The organism is Streptomyces noursei (assembly GCF_016917755.1).
Classification (GTDB): Bacteria; Actinomycetota; Actinomycetes; order Streptomycetales; family Streptomycetaceae; genus Streptomyces; species Streptomyces yunnanensis.
The window spans coordinates 4531704-4545740 of sequence record NZ_CP070326.1 but is presented as its reverse complement, the minus strand read 5'-3'; the positions used below and the strand labels follow the sequence as shown (position 1 = coordinate 4545740).

Genomic DNA, 14037 nt, shown 5'->3' with positions numbered 1-14037 from the left:
GGGAGGCGGCGGCACGCGCCTCTGAGGGCGGCGGCCCCCCCGGTCACCTCCCCTGGTACGTGGGACGGCGGCGCGCCACGAAGGACGCGACGCCTTCCCGGGCGTCCGCCGTCGTCATATTGATCTCCTGGGCGGTGGCCTCGGCCGCGAAGGCCGCGCCGCGGTCGCCGTCCAGAGAAGCGTTGACCAGCGCTTTGGTGAGGGCGAGGGCGCGGGTGGGGCCGACGGCGAGGCGCTCGGCCCACTCCCGGGCGACCTTGGCCAACTCCCCGTCCGGGACGACCCGGTTGACCAGCCCCAGCCGCGCGGCCTCGGCGGCCGGCACGGCGTCGCCGAAGAACATCAGCTCCTTGGCGCGCTGCGGGCCGATCAGCCGCGGCAGCAGATAGGCGCCGCCGCCGTCCGGTACCAGGCCGCGGCGCACGAACACCTCGATGAAGCGGGCCGATTCGGCGGCCAGCACCAGGTCGCAGGCGAACGCGAGGTGTGCGCCGATCCCGGCGGCGGTGCCGTTGACGGCGGCGATCACCGGTTTCTCGCAGTCCAGCACGGCGGCGATGAACCGCTGGGCGCCGCCGCGGATCATCCGCGCGACATCGCCCGCGACCCGGTCGCCGACGGTCGGCGCGCCGCGCAGGTCGGCGCCGGAGCAGAATCCCTTGCCGGTCGCGGTGAGCAGCACGGCGCGCACGTCGGGGTCGGCGGAGGCGTCGGCGAGCAGGCCGATGAGGCGTTCGCGCATGTCCCAGGTGAGGGCGTTGAGGGCGTCGGGACGGTTGAGGGTGAGCTGGGCGACGCCGTTGTCAGTGGCGTGCAGTATCAAGGAGTCGACGGGTTCGGTGAGTTCGGTGAGATCGGCGGGTCCGGCGGGTCCGGCCGGTCCGGCGGTTCGAGAGGGGTCGTCGGAGGAGGGGCGGGGGGACGGTGCGGTCGTCATGGCGGAGCGGCTCCAGGGGAGTGGGCGGAGGGGAGAGTCGGCACGGTGGCCGGCGGTCAGTGGCAGATCGCCAGGGCGTCCAGTGCCACCGCGCCCTGCCCGCGCTCCAGGACGATAAGCGGGTTGATGTCCAACTCGGCCAGTTCGCTGTCGAGTTCCAGGGCCATCCGCTGCACCCGCAGTACGGTCTCCACCAGGGCGTCGGTGTCCGCGGGCGGCATTCCGCGGACGCCTTCGAGGAGGGCGTGGCCGCGCAGCTCGCGCAGCATGGCGCGGGCGTGCGCCTCCCCGAAGGGCGGCACGCCCACCGCGATGTCCCGGAGGACCTCCACGAGCACCCCGCCGAGTCCGACGGTGACGGTCGGCCCGAAGAGCGGGTCGGGGGTGACGCCGACGACCATCTCGACGCCCCGTTCGATCATCTGGCAGACGAGGACGCCGTCCAGCGGCAGATCCTCGTAGCGCGCGATCTCGGTCAGCTCCCGATAGGCGTCACGGACCTGGCTGGCCGAGGTCAGTCCGACCTTGACGAGGCCGAGTTCGGTCTTGTGGGCCAGCTCGGGGCCGGAGCCCTTCAGCACCACCGGGTAGCCGACCAGGCTCGCCGCTCGGACGGCCGCCGCCGCGCTGGTCACCAGCTGCTCCCGCGGTACGCGGATGCCGTAGGCGCGCAGCAGCTGCTTCGCCGCGTGCTCGCTGAGCTGCCGTCCGGGGCGCAGCAGGGCCTGGGCCTTGCGGGCCGAGGGCGAGAGCGTGCGGGGGGCGTCGTCGAAGGGGGAGCGGTAGTGGGCGGTGAAGCGGTGGTGGTCCAGATAGGCGCGGACGGCGGTGATGCAGTTGGCGAAGGTGCGGAAGGTCGCCACCCGGGAGGAGCCGAGGAGGGTGTGGCGGTAGGCGTCCTCGGTGCCGACCGGCGAGCCCCAGACGACGCACACCAGCTTGTCCGACTGTTCCGCCGCGTCCACGAGGTCCTGTGCCAGTTTGTCGCTCATGGGCGGGAAGGGGCCGGTGATCGGGCAGATCAGGACGCCGACGGACGGGTCGGCGAGGAGCGCGTCGATGATCTTGCGGCCGCGCCAGTCGCCGACCGGGTGCCCGCCGTTGTCGATCGGGTTGGCGACGTTGAGGTAGCCCGGTATCCACTGGTGGAGCTCGGTCTGTTTGGCGTCGGACAGGGTGGGCAGGGTCAGGCCCGCGGCGGTCGCCAGGTCGGCGAAGTGCGCGCCGGTGCCGCCGGAGATCGAATAGACCGCGACGCCCTCGGCGGTGGGTTTCCTGGCCCGTGCCAGCAGTGCCGCGGTGTCCTGGAGCTCGTCGAGGCCGTCCACCCGGATCACGCCGTACTGCCGCATCGCGGCGTCCACCACCTCGTCCGCGCCGGTGAGCTTGCCGGTGTGCGAGGCGGCGGTCCGGGCGCCGGTCTCGGTGCGGCCGACCTTGACGACGACCACCGGCACCTTGTTGCGGGCGGCGCGGTCGGCGGCGAGCAGGAAGCTGCGGCCGTCCTTGAGCCCTTCCACATACGCGGCGATCGCGCCGACCTCGGGACGGGTGGCGAAGTAGGAGAGGAAGTCGGCGGTCTCCAGGTCGGCCTCGTTGCCGGTCGGGGCCCAGTGCGAGAGGCGGATGCCCAGCTCCTGGAGGGTGAAGACCGGCCGGCCCTGGTGGCCCGACTGGGTGATCAGGGCGATGGCCGGGCCGTCGAGGTCGTCGCGGAACCTCTCGAAGGCGTTGAGGTTGGTGTTGGGCCCGAGCAGCCGCAGGCCGGAGCGGGCGACGGCGTCGGCCAGCCGGGCCTGGGCGGCGGCGCCGTCCTCGCCGGTCTCGGCGAAGCCGGAGGCGAAGGCCACCGCGAACTTCACCTTGGCCTCGGCCAGTTGCCCGATGACCGGCAGCGGGTCGCCGACCAGCAGCACCGCGAGGTCGACGGTCTCCGGCAGCTCGCCGACACCGGCGTGACACGGCAGGCCGAAGACCCGCTCGCGTCCGGGGTTGACCGGGTGGAGCCGGGCGCCGACCCGTTCCGCCCAGGCGATCAGCTGCCGGGTGATGCCGGTGTTGGGCCGGCCCTCGCTGTCCGAGGCGCCGATCACCGCCACCGACTCGGGCCGGAAGAAACGGTCCAGGTCCGGTACGGGCGCGTGCAGCGGGCGACCGCTGACGTCCTGGTCGGCGACGACCGGGCCGGCCGCGGTGCCCGGGCCGCCGGCACCGTCGGCGCCGGGGTCGCTGATGCCGTGGACGGTGTGGGGTGGGTGCTCCCCGCAGGCCACGACGCGGGCCGGCCGGGAGTGCGTGGTGAGGGTGCCGTGAGTCGATCCAAGCATCGCAGACGCCCGCTCCTGTGTGACGGCTCTCGTGGACTGCGCGCCCTACCGCGCTCAGCAGTAGCTGACGCATAGTCAGATTACTGAACTGACGTCATGTCAGGAATGGGTGTGCGCGGTAAAGCTTCACGGCGGCGGGCGGCGGGCGGCGGGCGGCGGGCCGTAGGGGCGGGGCGTCCGCCCTCTTGCGCCCGCGCCGCCGATGAGCTGAACTGACGTACCGTCAGAGAGTGGCGGGGCGTCGATGGGGGTGTCGTACGGATGGCGGTGCGGGAGGCGGCGCAGGCCGGGGGCGCGGAGCGGGGCCGGGGCGCGGCGGGGCGCGCGGCGGTGCGGTTCGATCTGCCGGAGGTGGACGCCTTCACCCGGCCGTACTGGGCGGCGGCGGCCGAAGGGCGGCTGCTGCTGCGCCGGTGCCGGGCCGAGGGGTGCGGCGCGGCGCACCACTATCCGCGCGAGTTCTGCCCGCGCTGCTGGAGCGAGGACGTCGTCTGGGAGCCGGCCACCGGCCGCGCCACCCTCTACACCTGGTCCGTCGTGCACCGCAACGACCTCCCGCCCTTCGGCGACCGCGTCCCCTACGTCGCGGCGGTCGTCGAACTCGCCGAAGGGCCCCGGATGATGACCGAGGTGACGGACTGCGCGGAGTCGGACCTGCGGATCGGGATGTCGCTCGCGGTGCACTTCCGCACCGGGTCGGCGGAGCGGGCCGGCGGTGGTCCGGCGGTGGACGGCGAGGGCGCCGGGTACGCGATAGCGGTGTTCCGGCCGGTCTGAAGGTCCCGGGCGCCGCCGATAAATAGGGTGGCGGCCCGGGGCGTGCGCACGGGAGGCTCTCCCGGTGTTGATCCGAGAAGCGAACGCGGCCGACTGGCCCGCTGTCTGGCCCTTCTTCCGGTCCGTCGTGCGGGCCGGCGAGACCTACTCCTACCCTCTGGACATCGACGAGCCGGCGGCCCGCGCGCTCTGGATGCTCGCACCGCCCGGCCGTACGGTCGTCGCCGTCGACGACTCCGGGACGGTGCTCGGCTCGGCCAAGATGAACCCCAACCAGATGGGCAACGCCGCCCACATCGCCAGTGCCAGCTTCATGGTGGACCCGCGGCACCGCCAGCGCGGCACCGGGCGGGCCCTGGGCGAGCACGCGCTGGCCTGGGCGCGCGCCGAGGGCTATCGCGGGATGCAGTTCAACGCCGTGGTGGAGGGCAACACTGGCGCGGTCGCCCTCTGGCGGTCCCTCGGCTTCCAGATCATGACCACCATCCCCGAGGGCTTCCACCACCCCACCCGGGGATACGTGGGGCTGCACATCATGTACCAGCGGCTGTAGGCATGGCCGGTGGCCGATGGCCGTCCGGCCGTGCGTCCTCCGCCTTTACGGCCAGAGCAGTTCCCGCTCCCAATCACCCTCGGTGCAGCGGTAGTTGAGACGTACGTGCTGGCGTCGGTGCGGGTCGCCCTGGAAGAACTCGACCTCCTCGGCGCGCAGCACGTACAGCGTCCAGCTCGGGACCGGCGCATCCGGTTCGCGCCGGGCGCGCTCCCAGGCGGCGTCCGCGGCGCGCGCCAGTTCGGCGGCCGAGCCGAGCACCTCGCTCTGGTGGCCCACCAGGGCGGCGGCCAGCGCGCCCGTGGAGCGGTGGTGCAGATCGGCCGCGCTCTCCTCCGGGCCCGCGGCGGTCACCGTGCCCCGGACCCGCACCTGACGGCCGACCGCCGCCCAGTAGAAGACCAGCGCGGCCCGCGGTCGGGCGGCCAGCTCGCGGCCCTTGCGGCTGCCGCGGTGCGTGCCGAAGCGCCAGCCGCGTTCGTCCGCGTCGTGCAGCATCACGATGCGCACGGACGGGTCGCCGGCCGCGTCCGCGGTGGCCAGGGACATGGTGTGCGGCTCGGGAACGCCGGCCTCGGCGGCCTCCCGCAGCCACTGCCGGAAGAGCGGCAGCGGCTCGGCGGGTGCCTGCTCAGGGGCGAAGGAGGGCAGTTCGCCCGGCCAGACCCGCAGGCCGCGCAGCACCTTGCGGAAGGCGTGCGCCTCGGCGTCGGCGGGCCCGGCGGCCCCGGCGAGGTCCGCGGCCTCGGCTTCGGTGCCGGCGGCTTCGATGCCGGGTTCCGGGGTGCTTCCGGCGGTGCGGTGATCCGTGTGATCGGGCATGTCGGGCAGCGTACGCGCGGGTCCGGGGCGCGGACCGGAGGTCGCGGCGGGACGGACGGCGGCACCGCGCGCCGCCGGCGCCGGGTAGTCCTTGAGCGTGATCGCCTGCGCCGCCCGCTGCACCTCCTCGGCGATCTTCTTCGCCACGGCGTCCTTCCAGGGCATGTACGGCAGCATCCGGAGCATCAGCATCCGCAGCCGGATCTGCCACCGGGACGTCACGGTCGTCTCCCGGGCGAACTTCTCCGCCAGCGCGTGGTTCGCCGCGACATAGCCCCGCATCTCCGCCTCGTAGCGCGCGAACGCCGCCGTCGGATCGCCGTCGGCCGCCGCCAGCTCCCCGGCCAGGACGTACGCGCCGACCAGTGCCATGCCCGTGCCCTGCCCCGAGGCGGGCGAGGCGCAGTGCGCGGCGTCGCCGAGCAGCACCACCCGGCCGCGGGACCAGCGGTCCATCTCGATCAGCTGCATGCCGTCGAAGGGGAAGTCGTCGGCCTCGGGGGCCGCTTCGAGCAGTCGGGGGATCTGCCACCCGTCGCCCGCGAACGCCCGTTCCAGGAGGGCGCGTTGGTGGCCGGTGTCGCGGTGGTCGTAGGCGAGGCGCGGGGAGCGGAAGGCCGGCATCCCCTTGGTCGTGGGGTCGCCGGCCGAGCGGTAGACGCAGGTCAGCTTCCCGGGCAGCGCGTGGTACAGCTCCTCGCGGTCCAGGCCGAGTGCGTTCGGCACGGAGAACGCCGAGATGTACGCGCCGAGGTGGCGCAGATACCGCTCCTCGGGGCCGAACGCCAGCCGCCGGACCGTCGAGTCGGTGCGGCCGCCGAAGATCTCGGCCGGGAGGGCGGCGATCCGCTTTTCGTCGCCGTCCACGTAGGCGCCGGTCCGCATGCCGGTACCGAGGCGCCGTCGCTTCGAGGCAGTGGCAGTGGCAGTGGCAGCGGCACGGGTGCTGGTGCTCCTGGACCGGTGGCGCCCGCCCGACTGTACAAGCGTCTATGACGAGCGTATGAATCGGTGGGAGAGCGCGACGGCCGCCTCCGGGGCGACCATCGGGAGCAGCGGATCGCCCTCCTCGTCGCCCGCTTCACGTGAGCCGCCCCGACCCTCGCCTGACGGGCCGCGGGTCCGTAGAGCTCCGCTGGTCCGCTACCCCGCCCCCAGCACCACCGTCCCCGACGAGCAGAACCAGCCGCCGGTGCCGGAGGCGATGGCCAGTTGCGGCAGGGCGCCGCCCGGCTTGCGGACCTGGCGGCCCGGGCCGGCCTCGCCGCGGAGTTGGCGGACCGCCTCGACCAGCAGGAACAGTCCCCGCATGCCGGGGTGGCAGGCGGCCAGTCCGCCGCCGTCGGTGTTGACCGGGAGTTCGCCGTCCCGCAGCAGCCGCCCCTGCTCGACGAAGGAGCCGCCCTCCCCCTTGGCGCAGAAGCCCAGGTCCTCCAGCGTCACCAGGGTCATGTAGGTGAAGGCGTCGTAGATCTCGGCGAGGTCGATCTCGGCGGGGCGGACGCCGGCGCGCTGGAAGGCGAGCCGGCCGGAGACGGCGGCGGGGGAGACGGTGAAGTCGTCCCACTCCGACATCGTGGTGTGCGAGACGGCGGTCCCCGAACCGAGCACCCAGACCGGGCGTTTGGCGAGGTCGGGCACGTGGTCCTCGGCGACGAGCAGCACCGCGCAGCCGCCGTCGGAGCGGATGCAGCAGTGCAGCTTGGTGAACGGGTCGGCGATCATCGGCCCGGACAGCACCTCGTCCACGGTGATCGGCTCGCGGTACATGGCGTCCGGGTTGCCGGCCGCGTTGGCGCGCGCCTGGACGGCTACCTGGGCCAGCTGTTCCAGGGTGGTCCCGTACTGGTGCTGATGGCGGCGCGCGGCCATGGCGTACTTGGCGATCAGGCTGTGCCCGTAGGGGACTTCGAACTGGAGCGGGCCGCGGGCGCCGAAGGAGAGGTTGGCGGTGCGGCGCTTGGCCTTGATGTCGGCGCGGGCGGTGGAGCCGTAGACCAGGAGGACGGCGTTCGCGTGCCCGGCCGCGATCGCGTCGGCGGCGTGCGCGGCCATCACCTCCCAGGTGGCTCCGCCGACCGCGGTGGAGTCCACCCAGGTGGGGCGCAGTCCCAGGTATTCCGCGACCTCGACGGGGGCGAGGGTGCCGAGGCCGGCCGAGGCGAAGCCGTCGATCACCGACCGGTCGAGCCCGGAGTCGACGAGGGCCCGGCGGGCGGCCTGGGCGTGCAGGGCGTACGGGGTGGCCTCGTCCACCCGCCCGCAGTCGGAGAGTGCGACTCCGGCGACGGCGACCTTGCGTTGTCCGGCGGGGGTCCCTGACGTCAGCGACATGAAACTGACGGTACATCAGATCCGTTGGGGTGGGCAGGGGGAGTCCCCGGCGCTCCGCACTAGGAAAGTTCGCTCCCCCTCCCTACTATGACGGGCCGTCAGATTCGGACCCCGTCCGGGCGGACGGGTGTCGCCGCACGGCCGGGAGGAGCCCGCCGATGGATGCCGCGTTCACCGAGGAGCAGGACGAGATCCGCCGCACCCTGCGCGCACTGCTGGACAAGCGCTGCGGCCCGGACGAGGTCAGGGCGGCGGTCCGCACCCCGGCGGGCTACGACGAGGCGCTGTGGCGGCAGCTCGCCGAACAGCTCGGACTGCCCGGCCTGGCCCTGCCCGCGGCGTACGGCGGGGCCGGCTGTGACCCCACCGAGCTCGCCCTGGCCTGCGAGGAGACCGGCCGCGCCGTCCTCCCGGCGCCGCTGATCGGCACCGCGGTGCTCGCCGCCCCGCTGATCCTGGCGCTGGGCGGGGAGCGCCGGCGCGCCGAGCTGCTGCCCGCCCTCGCGGCCGGGCGGTCGACCGCCGCGCTCGTCGTGCCGGGCGGGCAACTGGGCACCGCACTGGCGCTGACCGGGCCCAACGACGGCAACTGGGCCGGCGGCGGCCGGGCCGGCGGGATCCAGGCGCGGTGGTCACAGGGGCACGGTGGGGGTGCCCCCGGACGGCGTCCGGGGGAGCTGCCGCCGCAGGGCGCGGGCGAGCCACGGGCCGGCGGCGGCTGGCGCCTCTACGGGGAGGCCGAGCAGGTCCTGGGCGGGCACACCGCGGACGTGCTGGTGGTCGCCGCGCACGCCGGCGGCTTCGCGCGCAGCCGCACCCTGCTCTTCACCGTGCGGGCCAAGGGGCCGGACGGCGCCGAGGCGCCCGGGCTGCTGCGCACCCGGCAGACCGCGATGGACGAGACCCGGCCGCAGGCCCGCATCGAACTCCGGGACGTGGATGCGGAGTTGCTGGGCGAGGACCCCTCGGGGGGCGACGGCGCGACGGACGCGGTGGCCGCGGCGCTGGCCGCCACCGGGGCGACGGCCGCCGCGTGCCTGGCGGCCGAGGCGGTCGGCGCGGCCGACGCGGCGCTGTCCCGTACGGTCGGCTACGTCAAGGAGCGCACCCAGTTCGGCCGGCCGATCGGCTCCTTCCAGGCCGTGCAGCACCGGCTCGCCGACCTGTACGTGGCGGTGCAGGCGGCGTACTACGCGGCCTGGGCGGCGGGCGGCGGGCGCGCCGTCCCCGAGCCCGGGGCGGGCGCGCTGGCGCTGGCGCAGGCGCTGGAGGCGCTGCGCGCGGTGGCCGCCGAGGCGGTGCAGCTGCACGGCGGCATCGGCTTCACCTGGGAGCACGCGGCGCACCTCTACTTCAAACGGGCGGCCTGTGACGAGCTGCTGCTGGGGCCGGTGCACCGGCTGCGGGCCCGGGCGGCCGAGCAGGCCGGGCTGTTCGCGTCCGGGGGCGGGGGCGGGGCCGATGCGGGCGCCCTCGTCGGCCCGGCGGTGCGTGCGGCGGTCGGCGCCTGATGGACGGTCGCGCACGACTGGTGCAGAAGATCTCCTCGACACGGGCGTTCGCACGGGTCGCGCCGCACGTCATCCCCGCGCTGGACCGTGCCGTGCACCGGCTGTCCGGCGGAAGGACGCTGCTCAGCGCCCGGATGCTGCCCGGTGTCGTGCTGACCGCGACCGGTGCCCGCAGCGGGCTGCCGCGGCGCACCCCGCTGGCCTGCATGCCGCAGGACGACGGCGGCTGGCTGCTGATCGGCAGCAACTTCGGCCGCCCCGGGCATCCGGCCTGGACCGGGAACCTGATGAAGAACCCGGAGGCGGAGGTGAGTTGGCGGGGTCGGGACATTCCGGTGCGGGCCCGGTTGTTGACCGGGGAGGAGCGCGAACGGGCCTGGCGGGCGGCGGTTGCGTTCTGGCCGCCGTACGCGGCCTATCAGGCCCGGGTGGAACGGGAGATCCGGCTGTTCCGGTTGGACCGGAGGGACCGATAGGACCGGCACTGACGGTGCGGTGGCCGGCGGTTGCGCACGCGCAGCGGGTGCCGTCGCGGCCCCTGGGGGCGGTCGGCACCCGCTGTGTGTGCGGTACAGCTATGGCAGGACGGACACAGGACGGAGGGCGAACTGTCCCGGAGACGGCGGGACATCGGGGAAGCTCCGGCTTCCCCGGCGGCAGAGTGGAGGCCGAGGCGCGACGCTGCGGCTCAGCGCTCCCGGCTCGGCGGCACCGGCGATGCGGCCGTAGGGCGTACGGCGTTCCCGGTGGCGCGGCGGCCCGACGCGGACTCGTGGGCCGGACGCGGGGAGGCCCGCTACTTGGTGGGCTTCTTGCCGGTGATGCCGAAGTGCACCAGCAGCGCCAGGTTGGGCTTGAGCTCGGCCTGCTTGACGCCCCAGCTCTGGAAGCCCTTCTGGTGGCCGGCGACCGCCGCCAGCATCGCGACGATGGAGCCGGCCATGGCCGCCGCGCTCACGTCCTTGTCGACCTTGTTCTTGGTCTGGAGCTCCTGGATCGACTCCGTAAGGGAGTTGGTGACCGCGTTGAGGATCTTCATGCGGATCTTGTAGAACCGCTTGTCGCCCTCGGCGGCGCCCAGGTCGACGACGCGCAGGATCGCGTCGTGCTTGCGCCAGAAGGAGAGGAAGCCGTCGACCAGTTCCTCGGCGGCCTGCCATCCGGACTTGCCCACCCAGGAACGCTCGGCGACCAGATCGGTCAGGCTTGCGCCCTCTTTCGCCATCTCTTCGGCGATTTCGAGGACCGCGCCTTCCACATCCGGGAAGTACTGATAGAACGTCGCGGGTGAAGTGCCCGCTTTTCGGGCCACATCGATGACTTTGACGTCCCGATAGGGGGACGAACTGAGCATTTCACTGAGGCAGTCGAGAAGCTTTTGCCGCGTCGCCTGTCCGCGGCGGCCGGCAACTCTGCCGTCGACGGTTCGAACTTGTCCTGTCATGCCGTCAGCTTACCGAGGGGTGATCGGAGCGCGATTTGGCTGCCTGCAAATGGGGATCGGGGAGTTCGGGCTGTCAGGCGCCCGTTGCCGCCCTGGTTGCGGGTCGGATCGCGGCCGGAGTCGGGTGCGCGGTCATTGGTCCGATCCAGTGAATGTTGTTATCAACAGCCTGTGGACAACTTTGGTGGACAACGGGTGGGGACGGGGGCTGCGGGCGCCCGTCGGGGACGAGGCGGGAATCCGTCCGCCACGCGCGGTGTCCTGGCCGCGAAATGGCCGTGGGCGGCGCAGAATTGATCCATTGACGCACAGCGGGCCGCGGGGGAAGGCATGCGTACGGATATGGGCGGGGAAATGGAACGATTTCGGCCACGGCGGACCGGTCGTGGGTCCGGGTGCCCACCGGGCGTCGACGGGCCGGCGGAGGCCCCGTCGTCGACCTCTGCGCACGGAATCCGTCCGTCCGGATGGGGCGATGAGCGGCGGAAATTCCGCGCAGGCTGCTCTTAGGCGGCCCGCAACCAGCCGGTAACCCGTCGGCAATCGCCCGTCCCCGGACGTATCGACGCACGTCAGGGCGGGGTGGAATACGCCGGGTAATGGCCTTGTTGCGTATCGCAGGGGGTGAGTCGTGACACGGCCGACAGGCCCCGGGTTCGCAACCGCCGGCCCGGCCAGGAAGAATCAGGGTGCGTACGGCCGTTTCGACAGTCCTTGCCGCAGGCGGGGAGACGCTGCCCGGGGCAGTGGCTCTCGGCGGCTGGTGGCTATTTGAGAGTCTCGTTTTATGCCCCACGGGGAGGTGGCAGGCAAGTGGTGGAGCAGCTGACGCAGCACGATCCCCGGCGGATCGGCCCGTTCGAGGTGCTCGGCCGTCTCGGGGCCGGCGGCATGGGCCTGGTCTATCTGGCGCGGTCGGCGTCCGGCCGGCGCGTGGCGATCAAGACGGTCCGTTCCGAACTCGCCGAGGACCAGCTGTTCCGGGTCCGGTTCACCCGCGAGGTGGAGGCGGCCCGCGCGGTCAGCGGCTTCTACACCGCGGCCGTGGTCGACGCCGACCCGAGGGCCGCGGTGCCCTGGCTGGCGACGGCGTACGTCCCCGCGCCCTCCCTGGAGGAGATAGTCAATGAGTGCGGTCCGCTGCCGGTCCAGGCGGTGCGCTGGCTGGCCGCCGGGATCGCCGAGGCGCTGCAGTCCATCCACGGCGCCGGGCTCGTCCACCGCGACCTGAAGCCGTCGAACGTCCTGGTGGTCGAGGACGGCCCCCGGGTGATCGACTTCGGCATCGCCTCCGGGGTGTCCAACACCCGGCTGACGATGACCAACGTGGCGGTCGGCACCCCGGCCTACATGTCGCCGGAGCAGGCCCGCGACTCCCGCAGCGTCACCGGCGCCAGCGACATCTTCTCGCTCGGCTCCACCCTGGTCTTCGCCGCCACCGGGCACGCGCCGTTCCACGGTGCCAACCCCGTCGAGACGGTCTTCATGCTGCTCCGGGAGGGCCCCGACCTGGCCGGGCTGCCGGACGACCTCCGGCCGCTGATGGATTCCTGTATGCAGATGGAGGCGGCCCACCGGCCGTCCCCGGCCGACCTGCAGTCCCAGCTGGCGCCGCACCTGTTCAGCTCCGGCAGCGACGACAGCGGCACGGCCTCGGCCTGGCTGCCGCCCGGTGCCGTGGCGCTCATCGAGCGGCGGCGCGGCGGCGGCCGGGGTGCCGTCGCCCAGAGCACCCCGCGGCCGGCCGCCGCGCCCCGCGACGCCGGCCGTCAGGAACCCGTGGCCGCGCCGCCGATGCCGCAGGCCCCGCCGCAGCCCGTGCCGCAGCGGGCCGAGGGCGGCCGGCCGGCCGCCGAGGGCTGGCCCGGCCGGATCGGCGCCGGTCCCGGTGCGCACCGTGCCGACCCGCGCGGCGCCCCGGCCCCGGTGGCCGCCGCCACCCCGCCGTCCGCTCCGCCGGCTCCCGAGGGCGCCGGCGGTCCCGTGCGGCTCGGTGGTTCGCACGCCCCGATAGGGCCCGGGCCGCGCGCCGCCGACGCCCCCCAGCAGCGCGCCGCGGCCGCCGCGACGAACTGGGTCCGGCCGCCGGCCGGCGCCCCGGCGGCCGGTGTGCCGCAGCAGGGCGCGCCCACGGGCAGCGGCCAGGGCGAGGCCGCCCCGGCCGCCCCGGTGGAGGCGCCGTCCGCCGAGCCGGGCCGTTGGCGTCCCTGGCGGTTCCGGATGTCGAACGACGTCTGGGGCACCCCGGTGGTCTCCGGCGAGCTGCTCTACGTCACGTCGTTCGAGGTGCACGCCCTCGATGTGGCCAGCGGGCGGCGGAAGTTCAAGACCCGCGATGTCGCCTGGGCGATGGCGGTCGCCGACGGCCGGATCCACGCCTCCGACGGGCCCACCCTCTACGCACTGGACGCCGACGACGGCAGCGAGCGCTGGCGGCTGAGCAGCGAGGGCTGGGTCTATGCGCTGACCGCCGACCGCGGCACCGTCGTCACCAGCACCCGGGGCGGCGGCGTCCAGGCCCGGGACGCCGCCACCGGCGAGCCGCTGTGGGAGCTCACCGGCGCGCAGACCGACTTCGAGAACCCCGACGCCGCGCCCGTGCAGCAGGACGGCACGGTCTACGTCTGGGCCGAGGCCCGGCTGAAGGCGCTGGACGCGCGCACCGGCGCCGAGCGTTGGTCGTACCCGGTGGGCGACGCGGCGTCCTGCGGCGGTGTCCCGGTGCGGCTGCTGCCCGCGCCGGACGGCGTGGTGTACGTGGTCGCCGGCACCCGGGTGCTGGCGCTGGACGCCGCCCGCGGCGACGTGCGCTGGCACTTCGAGGCGCCCGCGGCCTTCCTGAGCCCGCCCGCCTTCGCGCCCGGCCCCGCCGTCACCGGCGGCGGCCTCTACCTCGCCGACTACCTCGGCACGGTCTACGCCCTCGACGCGGTGGACGGCCGGGACCGCTGGCGGATCGCCACCGAGGCCCGCCAGTCTTCCGAGCCGGTGCTGGTCGCGCACGGCGCGGTCCATCTGGGCAGCGGCAAGGCGCTCTACACCCTCGATGCGGTCACCGGCACCCCGCGCTGGCGCTTCCAGGCGGGCGCCGAGGTCGTGGGCTCCCCGGTCGTCGCCGAGGGGCGGGTGCACTTCGGGTCGGCCGACCACTGTCTGTACACCCTCGACGCGATGGGCGGTCAGCTGCGCTGGAAGCTGGCCACCGGCGGGGAGATCACCGGTTCGCCGGTGGCGGTCGGCGGCGTGGTCTACGCCTGCAGCAAGGACCGCTGCGTGTACGCGCTGGACGCCGCCAAGGGGACGGGCCTGGCCCGGCGCCCGTAGGCCGCGGG

Annotated in this window: 10 protein-coding genes and 1 pseudogene; 5 read left to right on the top strand and 6 right to left on the bottom strand. The window is 74.2% G+C overall.

All coding sequences use genetic code 11. The features are described 5' to 3' along the window. Window positions 1–43: 43 nt before the first annotated feature. Together JNO44_RS19910 and JNO44_RS19905 are read right to left on the bottom strand one after the other, a co-directional pair. Window positions 44–937 carry an enoyl-CoA hydratase/isomerase family protein gene (locus tag JNO44_RS19910; protein WP_205365527.1) on the bottom strand — a complete coding sequence of 298 codons (894 nt, stop codon included), beginning with the start codon at window positions 935–937 and terminating at the stop codon, window positions 44–46. A gap of 56 nt (window positions 938–993) precedes the next feature. Further along, a complete protein-coding gene (locus JNO44_RS19905; RefSeq protein WP_205365526.1) occupies window positions 994–3264 on the bottom strand; it encodes an acetate--CoA ligase family protein in 2271 nt (756 codons plus the stop codon). A 261-nt stretch (window positions 3265–3525) separates the two neighbouring features. Here JNO44_RS19905 and JNO44_RS19900 point away from each other — a divergent pair, with 261 nt between their 5' ends. Both JNO44_RS19900 and JNO44_RS19895 read left to right on the top strand, forming a co-directional pair. Further along, window positions 3526–4041, top strand: a complete 516-nt coding sequence (locus JNO44_RS19900; protein ID WP_205365525.1) for a Zn-ribbon domain-containing OB-fold protein — start codon at window positions 3526–3528, stop codon at window positions 4039–4041. Window positions 4042–4105: 64 nt separating this feature from the next. Next, window positions 4106–4594 carry a GNAT family N-acetyltransferase gene (locus JNO44_RS19895; RefSeq protein ID WP_205365524.1) on the top strand — a complete coding sequence of 163 codons (489 nt, stop codon included), beginning with the start codon at window positions 4106–4108 and terminating at the stop codon, window positions 4592–4594. Between the two features lie 45 nt (window positions 4595–4639). Here the strand turns inward: JNO44_RS19895 and JNO44_RS19890 are convergent, their stop codons facing one another. The 3 genes and pseudogenes from JNO44_RS19890 to JNO44_RS19880 form a co-directional block, all read right to left on the bottom strand. Further along, window positions 4640–5416: a pyridoxine/pyridoxamine 5'-phosphate oxidase gene (locus tag JNO44_RS19890; protein WP_205370101.1), complete on the bottom strand. Its 777-nt coding sequence runs from the start codon at window positions 5414–5416 to the stop codon at window positions 4640–4642. A gap of 333 nt (window positions 5417–5749) precedes the next feature. Then, window positions 5750–5872, bottom strand: a pseudogene (locus JNO44_RS44465) (FAD-dependent monooxygenase); the annotation flags it as partial. Window positions 5873–6559: 687 nt separating this feature from the next. After that, window positions 6560–7750, bottom strand: a complete 1191-nt coding sequence (locus JNO44_RS19880) for a thiolase C-terminal domain-containing protein (protein ID WP_205365523.1) — start codon at window positions 7748–7750, stop codon at window positions 6560–6562. Window positions 7751–7908: 158 nt separating this feature from the next. Here JNO44_RS19880 and JNO44_RS19875 point away from each other — a divergent pair, with 158 nt between their 5' ends. Both JNO44_RS19875 and JNO44_RS19870 read left to right on the top strand, forming a co-directional pair. Then, a complete protein-coding gene (locus tag JNO44_RS19875) occupies window positions 7909–9261 on the top strand; it encodes an acyl-CoA dehydrogenase family protein (protein ID WP_205365522.1) in 1353 nt (450 codons plus the stop codon). Then, on the top strand, window positions 9261–9737 hold the full coding sequence (locus JNO44_RS19870; protein ID WP_205365521.1) for a nitroreductase family deazaflavin-dependent oxidoreductase: 477 nt from the start codon (window positions 9261–9263) through the stop codon (window positions 9735–9737). The genes JNO44_RS19875 and JNO44_RS19870 overlap by 1 nt, the downstream gene beginning before the upstream one ends. Before the next feature lie 320 nt (window positions 9738–10057). Here JNO44_RS19870 and JNO44_RS19865 read toward each other — a convergent pair whose 3' ends face one another. Beyond that, complete coding sequence (locus JNO44_RS19865; RefSeq protein WP_205365520.1) at window positions 10058–10705, bottom strand: TetR family transcriptional regulator; 648 nt, start codon at window positions 10703–10705, stop codon at window positions 10058–10060. 813 nt (window positions 10706–11518) lie between these two features. On the opposite strand from JNO44_RS19865, the gene afsK reads away from it, so the two are divergent. Further along, complete coding sequence (afsK, locus tag JNO44_RS19860) at window positions 11519–14029, top strand: protein serine/threonine kinase AfsK (protein WP_205365519.1); 2511 nt, start codon at window positions 11519–11521, stop codon at window positions 14027–14029. Window positions 14030–14037: the final 8 nt, after the last annotated feature.